Origin of the sequence: Mesorhizobium sp. (assembly GCF_005063415.1) — a bacterium.
Classification (GTDB): Bacteria; Pseudomonadota; Alphaproteobacteria; order Rhizobiales; family Rhizobiaceae; genus Mesorhizobium.
The window spans coordinates 33,841-40,105 of the sequence record NZ_SUEG01000039.1; the positions used below are offsets into that span (position 1 = coordinate 33,841).

The 6,265-nt window shown below is 62.0% G+C and carries 10 protein-coding genes; 5 read left to right on the top strand and 5 right to left on the bottom strand.

The features are described from left to right. Positions 1 to 35: 35 nt before the first annotated feature. Together E5W70_RS13165 and E5W70_RS13170 are read right to left on the bottom strand one after the other, a co-directional pair. The gene (locus E5W70_RS13165) at positions 36 to 428 is read right to left on the bottom strand and encodes a VOC family protein (protein ID WP_292658569.1); all 393 of its coding nucleotides are present in this window, start codon (positions 426 to 428) and stop codon (positions 36 to 38) included. 28 nt (positions 429 to 456) lie between these two features. Next, on the bottom strand, positions 457 to 939 hold the full coding sequence (locus E5W70_RS13170) for an SRPBCC domain-containing protein (RefSeq protein ID WP_292658572.1): 483 nt from the start codon (positions 937 to 939) through the stop codon (positions 457 to 459). A 50-nt stretch (positions 940 to 989) separates the two neighbouring features. On the opposite strand from E5W70_RS13170, the gene E5W70_RS13175 reads away from it, so the two are divergent. The 3 genes from E5W70_RS13175 (at position 990) to E5W70_RS13185 (ending at position 2,606) form a co-directional block, all read left to right on the top strand. Next, complete coding sequence (locus E5W70_RS13175) at positions 990 to 1,313, top strand: helix-turn-helix transcriptional regulator (protein WP_292658574.1); 324 nt, start codon at positions 990 to 992, stop codon at positions 1,311 to 1,313. 235 nt (positions 1,314 to 1,548) lie between these two features. Then, positions 1,549 to 2,298 carry a YebC/PmpR family DNA-binding transcriptional regulator gene (locus E5W70_RS13180; protein ID WP_023678028.1) on the top strand — a complete coding sequence of 250 codons (750 nt, stop codon included), beginning with the start codon at positions 1,549 to 1,551 and terminating at the stop codon, positions 2,296 to 2,298. After that, positions 2,295 to 2,606 carry a SelT/SelW/SelH family protein gene (locus E5W70_RS13185; RefSeq protein ID WP_292658577.1) on the top strand — a complete coding sequence of 104 codons (312 nt, stop codon included), beginning with the start codon at positions 2,295 to 2,297 and terminating at the stop codon, positions 2,604 to 2,606. The genes E5W70_RS13180 and E5W70_RS13185 overlap by 4 nt, the downstream gene beginning before the upstream one ends. 25 nt (positions 2,607 to 2,631) lie before the next feature. On the opposite strand, the gene E5W70_RS13190 is transcribed toward E5W70_RS13185, so the two are convergent. Together E5W70_RS13190 and E5W70_RS13195 are read right to left on the bottom strand one after the other, a co-directional pair. Further along, positions 2,632 to 3,111 (bottom strand): anthrone oxygenase family protein, encoded by a 480-nt coding sequence (locus tag E5W70_RS13190; protein WP_292658580.1) that lies wholly within the window; start codon positions 3,109 to 3,111, stop codon positions 2,632 to 2,634. Between the two features lies 1 nt (position 3,112). Further along, positions 3,113 to 3,946 (bottom strand): NmrA family transcriptional regulator, encoded by an 834-nt coding sequence (locus E5W70_RS13195; protein WP_292658583.1) that lies wholly within the window; start codon positions 3,944 to 3,946, stop codon positions 3,113 to 3,115. Positions 3,947 to 4,058: 112 nt separating this feature from the next. On the opposite strand from E5W70_RS13195, the gene E5W70_RS13200 reads away from it, so the two are divergent. Continuing rightward, positions 4,059 to 4,700, top strand: coding sequence for a TetR/AcrR family transcriptional regulator (locus tag E5W70_RS13200; RefSeq protein ID WP_292658587.1), 642 nt, complete (start codon positions 4,059 to 4,061; stop codon positions 4,698 to 4,700). Between the two features lie 65 nt (positions 4,701 to 4,765). Here the strand turns inward: E5W70_RS13200 and rpmE are convergent, their stop codons facing one another. Then, on the bottom strand, positions 4,766 to 4,987 hold the full coding sequence (rpmE, locus tag E5W70_RS13205; protein WP_006327661.1) for a 50S ribosomal protein L31: 222 nt from the start codon (positions 4,985 to 4,987) through the stop codon (positions 4,766 to 4,768). Positions 4,988 to 5,191: 204 nt separating this feature from the next. Here rpmE and E5W70_RS13210 point away from each other — a divergent pair. Further along, a partial coding sequence (locus E5W70_RS13210; RefSeq protein WP_292658590.1) for an ABC transporter transmembrane domain-containing protein occupies positions 5,192 to 6,265 on the top strand: 1,074 nt, incomplete at its 3' end.

Below are 6,265 nucleotides of genomic sequence, written 5' to 3' on the forward strand. Positions count from 1 at the left end.
TTCAGGTTCGATTGGCCGGTTCGGTCCAGAACCCGCTATGCCAAATTGATTTGCCAGGAGACTCCGAACCTGTCGTTGAGCCATGCAAACCGGCGGCTGAAACCATAATTGTCCAGCGGCATCAGAAATTTGCCGTCCTTGGCCAGCGCCTCGACAATGCCGTTCAGCTCTGCCTCCGTGGAGCAATCCACATACAGCGAGACCGACGGCGTGAACGTGAAGGCATGGTGCACGGGGCTGTTGTAGACCATCACTTCCAGACCGCTTATGGACACGCGCGCCAGCTTGACCGTTCCTTCCGGGCCGCCTTCGCCGGAGCCGTAACGTGTGACGTCAAGGACGCTGCTGTCGGGGATCGTCTCGCAATAGAAGGTCATTGCCTCTTCGGCCTTGCCCTCGAACATCAGAAATGGCGTCACTTGCTTCATCGCAGGCCTCCGTCATCTTGGTGGTTTTTCAGATGTTGTTCTCGTTGGCCGGCTCGCCCTTCATCTCGCTGCGGTAATAGCCGTCGCGCAGATTGATGCCGTATTCGACATAGGCCTTCATGCAGGTCAGCATCTGCGACCAGCCTTCGCAATTGAGGTAGGATTTCTTCAGGCCGACCGCGTCCTCGTGCCAGCCAGTCTCGGCGATGGTGACGAAGGTGCCGCCATCGTCGAGCGGTTCGAAATTCATCTCGATGCGGGTCTTGTAGGCTGGCTTGCCGTCGGCGTCGGTGGCATCCCAGCGCAGCACGATGCGGCTGTCTTTCTCCACCTTGTCGACCTCCACGGGAACCTTGCCCCACCAGATGACGGTGGCGCCCGCCACCAGCGGTGCGCTGTCGCCGCCGATCGTTGTGAAGTAGCCGCTAAGTTTCTTCGGATTGACGACCGCATCGAAGACTTCGGCGACAGGTTTGCTGATGCGGCCAGAAACCCTGAATCCAAGAGACATATCCACAGCTCCTCCTTGAATGGCTCAATGATATGTTATAGAAATATAACATGTCAAGCCAATCACGAGACGACAATGTTTTCAAGGCGCTGGCGCATCGGCGCCGGCGTGCGTTGCTGGACCGGCTGAAGGATGCGCCGCAGACCACCGGCATGTTGTGCGATGCCTTCCCCGACATGGACCGCTGTACGGTCATGCTGCATCTGAAGGTGCTGGAGGAGGCCGACCTGGTCGTGGCGCGGCGCGAGGGCCGCGAACGCTGGAACCATCTCAACGCGCTGCCGATCAAGCACATCCACGACCGCTGGATCAGCCAATATGCCACGCACGCGATCAGCATCCTCGACCGGCTGAAGTCCGACCTGGAGGAATGAATGGCCGCAGAAGCCTGCCACTTTCGGGTCTTGAGACACTTGCGTGTCCGACGCAATGGCGCGGCTGGACGAATTGAGCCGATTTATCTATAAGCCGGCCATTCCGACAGAGAGCGCCGTCCGTCCGTCAGGGACGCAGCAGGACGTTCTGAAATTTTGAATTCGAGCATTTTGCAAGATGCCGGGTGGTTCACCGGGCGGCAGATGCTCTAGCCGAGAAGACGACAGGGGTGCCATGGCTGGCCATTCACAGTTCAAGAACATCATGCATCGCAAGGGCCGCCAAGATGCGGTGCGATCGAAAATGTTTTCCAAGCTGGCGCGCGAAATCACCGTCGCCGCCAAGAGCGGTACGCCCGATCCATCGATGAATCCGCGCCTGCGCCTCGCGGTGCAGAACGCCAAGGCGGTATCGATGCCGAAGGACAATATCCAGCGCGCCATCAACAAGGCGTCGATGGGCGATGCCGAGACCTACGAAGCCGTGCGCTACGAAGGCTACGGGCCGGGCGGCGTCGCGCTGATCGTCGAGGCGCTGACCGATAACCGCAACCGCTCGGCGTCGAATGTGCGCGCCGCCTTCACCAAGGCCGGCGGAGCGATGGGCGAGACCGGCTCGGTTTCGTTCATGTGGGACCGCGTCGGCGAGATCTACTATCCGGCATCGGCCGGCAGCGCCGAGAAGGTGATGGACGCAGCGATCGAGGCCGGCGCTGACGATGTCCAGTCGGACGAGGAAGGCCACACGATCTACTGCGCCTTCGAGAATCTCGGCGAAGTGTCAAAGGCGCTGGAAGGCGCGCTCGGCGAGGCTGAATCGGTGAAGCCGATCTGGAAGCCGCAGACCAATATCGCGGTCGACGAGGAGCGGGCACAATCGCTGATGAAGCTGGTCGCGACGCTCGAGGACGACGACGACGTGCAGAGCGTCTACGCCAATTTCGAGGTCGACGAGGAGACCTTGGCGAAGCTCAGCGCGGCATGACCCAACACGCGCTGCCCACCGTCCGCATCACCTATTGCACCCAGTGCCAGTGGCTGCTCAGGGTTGGCTGGATGGCGCAGGAGCTGTTGTTCACCTTCGGTACCGATCTGGGCGAAGTGACGCTGGTGCCCGGCACCGGCGGCATCTTCACCATTTCCTGCAATGACACGCTGGTCTGGGACCGCAAGCGTGATGGCGGTTTTCCCGACGCTGCAAAGCTCAAGCAACTGGTTCGCGACGTCATCGATCCGGATCGCGATCTCGGCCATGCCGATCGCAAGGGCCATAAGTCAAAAGACCCTGCCTGAAGGCCTTTACACGTCCGTCCTGCATTCACCGCCATGCGAAGATGAAGCAGCCCAGCGCCACGATGGCGGTGATGGTGCGGACATGGTTCCACATCACCCAAAGCCTGAGATACGTGGCCCATACCGCGGCGCCGTTGGCGCTTGCCGGATCGACTGCAGCCAGGGCGTTGTTGAGGGGCACGTTGAATATCATCGTCATGATCGGGTTGCCGACGAGGTAGATCAGGGCGCCGGCGAGGAGCCAGAATGCACCCGGTTGGCTCCAGCCGATAAGAGCGCCGGCGGCAAGGACAAGACAGACTAGCCCGGTGCCGAAAAGCGCGGTCATGAATGCCGGCGTAATCACGGTGATGTTGATCGAATTCATGGCGGCGATGCCGCCTCCGGCAGGCAAGCGGGCGAGCGCCGGCATGATAAAGTTGGAGAAGGCGAAGAAAACGCCGCCGACAACGCCTGAGCCAATAGCAGCGACGAAGGTGAGGGTGGGAAGCAGTTTCATGATCATGTCAGTTGATCCAGATGCCCGTGGCGGCGGTTTCGGTTGCGTAGGCGGAAAAGTCTCTTGGGGCGCGGCCGAGCACGCGCTGGACGCCGTCGGTCAGCGACTCGTTGCGGCCGTCGAGCACTTCGGTGAACAGCTCGTTAAGCAGCCAGGCGAACTCGGCAGGCAACTCGTGCTCGGCTGTGGCGGCGGTGAACTCGGCATGTGAAATCCGCTTGAAACGAATGTCGCGGCCGGCGGCCCTGCCGATCTCGGCGACCGCGTCGGCGAAGCTCAGCAGCCGCGGCCCGGTCAGCTCGTAAAGCTGGCCGGTATGGCCTTGTCGGGTAAGCACCGCAGCCGCGGCATCGGCGATGTCGTCGGCATCGACGAATGGCTCACCGACATTGCCCACCGGCAATGCCACCTCACCCTCGCGCAGGGAATCCACGAGAAAGCCTTCACTGAAGTTCTGGGAAAACCAGGCGCAGCGCAGGATCGTCCAATCGGCGCCTGAAGCTTTGAGCATCTCTTCGGCGCGCTGTGCTTCCGTTTCGCCGCGCCCCGACAGCAGTACCAGCCGGCGCACACCACACTCCACGGCAAGACGAGAGAAGGCGCCGACCGTGTCGGCCGCGCCGGGCACCGCAAGATCAGGATAGTAGCTGATGTAGACGGCGCCGACACCATCAAGCGCGGGTTCCCAGCTCGTGTTATTTTCCCAGTTGAAGGGCGGCGTACCCGAGCGCGAGCCGATCTGTACCGGCAGGCCCCGCGCCGTCAGCCGCTCGGCGAGACGGCGGCCGGTCTTGCCGGTGCCCCCGAGGATCAAAGTTGGTTTCGTTGCAGTAGGGTTCATGTCGATTTTCCTCAGTTTACAAATGTGAGTAATCCTCACATTTGCAAAACGTGATAAACCCTCGTATTTTGCGAGTCAAGCCAATTTGTTGATTGTTCGTCTGGAGACAGTGATGGAAGGCTCTGCCGTATCGGGTTCACAGGACGGCCAGATCGCATCGCCGCGCCGGGCACCGAGCCAGCAGCGCAGCCGCGAGCGGGTCGAGCGGATGTTGGCCGCCGCCTCGGCGCTGATCGCCGAGCAAGGCAGCGACGCCATGCGCATGGGCGAGGTTGCAGAGAGGGCCGGCGTGTCGATCGGCTCGCTCTACCAGTTCTTCCCGGACAAGCGAGCGATCATCTGGGCGCTGGCCGAACGCTACACTACCGAAAGCCAAGCCTGCATTGCGGCAGCGCTAGCCGGGGTCAATGACGCCGAAGATCTGCGCCGGGCATTTTCGGAACTGGTGGATATCTACTACGGAATGTTCCTGGCGGAGCCGGTGATGCGCGACATCTGGTCGGGCACGCAGGCCGACAAGGCGTTGCGCGAACTTGAGCTCGCCGACAGCCGGGCCAACGCCGAATTCCTCACTGCGGTGCTGAAGCGGTTGCGGCCGTCCGCCGATCCGGAAGCGCTGGAAACGACGGCATTTCTCATCTGGCAGATGGGCGAGGCCGCAATGCGGCTGGCGATCTCGGTCGGGCGGCAAGAAGGCGACAGGCTGGTTGCCGCCTACAAGCGGATGGCCCTGCGGGAGCTGCTCGATCGGTAGGACCGCACCTAGGCAACAAAAAACCCGCCACGAAGGCGGGTTTCTCGATCAGCAAACGCCAGTGCTTAAAGGCCGAAACCTTCGAAGCGCTTCTTGAACTTCGACAGGCGGCCACCGCGGTCGAGCAGGGTCTGCTGGCCGCCGGTCCAGGCCGGGTGGGTGGTCGGGTCGATATCGAGGTTCATCGTATCGCCTTCCTTGCCCCAGGTCGAACGGGTCATGTATTCGGTGCCGTCGGTCATGACGACCTTGATGGTGTGGTAGTCGGGATGGATATCGGTCTTCATGGGTCTGTTCCTGGCTTGCCGGGTGCTGCCGACGGGCTGAAGCCTGCGTCGATGCGCCCCTTTTTAAAACTCGAAGCCGCAGCTATTGAGGAGCCACGGCTTCTAAAACGGTCGGCGAGCCTATACATCAGCCGGAATTGAATCACAAGGCCGCGGCGAGCGCATATTGATGGCGCAAACCTCAAAGGGCCAAAGGAAACGGTCATGGCGAACATAAGCGGCGATGCAGACGAGCGCAGGCGCTCGCTGAGGCCGCTGCAGGGCCTGTTTCCCTATATCATGCATTACCGCAAAATGGTCATCGGCGCGATCATCTCGCTGGCCGTCGCGGCGGCGACGACGCTGGCGCTGCCGCTGGCCGTACGGCGGATGATCGATCACGGCTTTTCCGCTTCCGATTCCAGCTTCATTGCCGAATATTTCGCCATGCTGGTGGTGATGGCCGCCGTGCTGGCGGCGGCGTCGGCCAGCCGCTATTATTTCGTCATCACGCTCGGCGAGCGCGTCGTTGCCGATATCCGCCGCGATGTCTTTGCCCACGTCACCACGCTGTCGCCCTCCTTCTTCGACACGGCCCAGTCTGGCGAGATCGTCTCGCGGCTCGCCGCCGACACGACACAGGTCAAATCGGCCGTCGGCGGTACCGCCTCGGTGGCTTTGCGCAACGTCATCCTCGGCCTCGGCGCCGTGGCGATGATGGTCTTCACCAGCCCAAAACTGTCCGGTCTGGTCATCGCGGCCATTCCGCTAATCGTGCTGCCGCTGGTCGCCTTCGGCCGCTCGGTGCGGCGCAAGTCACGGCTGGCGCAGGATACACTGGCCAATGCCACCGCCTATGCCAGCGAGCAGATCGGCGCGGTGCGCACCCTGCAGGCCTTCACCAACGAGAAGCTTGTAACCGGGTATTTTTCATCCGCCGTGGAAGCAGCGTTCGAAGCGGCGCGGGCCTCGATCTTTGCCCGCTCCTTTCTCACTTTCTTCGCCATCTTCATGATCTTTTCCTCAGTCGTGGCGGTGCTGTGGTTCGGCTCGCGCGACGTGCTCGACGGCACGCTGTCGCCCGGCACGCTTGGCCAATTCCTGCTCTATTCGGTGTTCGCTGCCGGCGCGCTCGGCGCCCTGTCGGAAGTCTGGGGCGAACTGTCCCAGGCAGCGGGCGCCGCCGAACGGCTGACCGAGATCCTGGCCGAGAAACCCGCGATCCAGGCGCCCGTCGATCCGAAGCCGCTGCCGGCAAAGGCGAGAGGCGCGATCAGCTTCGACGATGTTTCCTTCTCC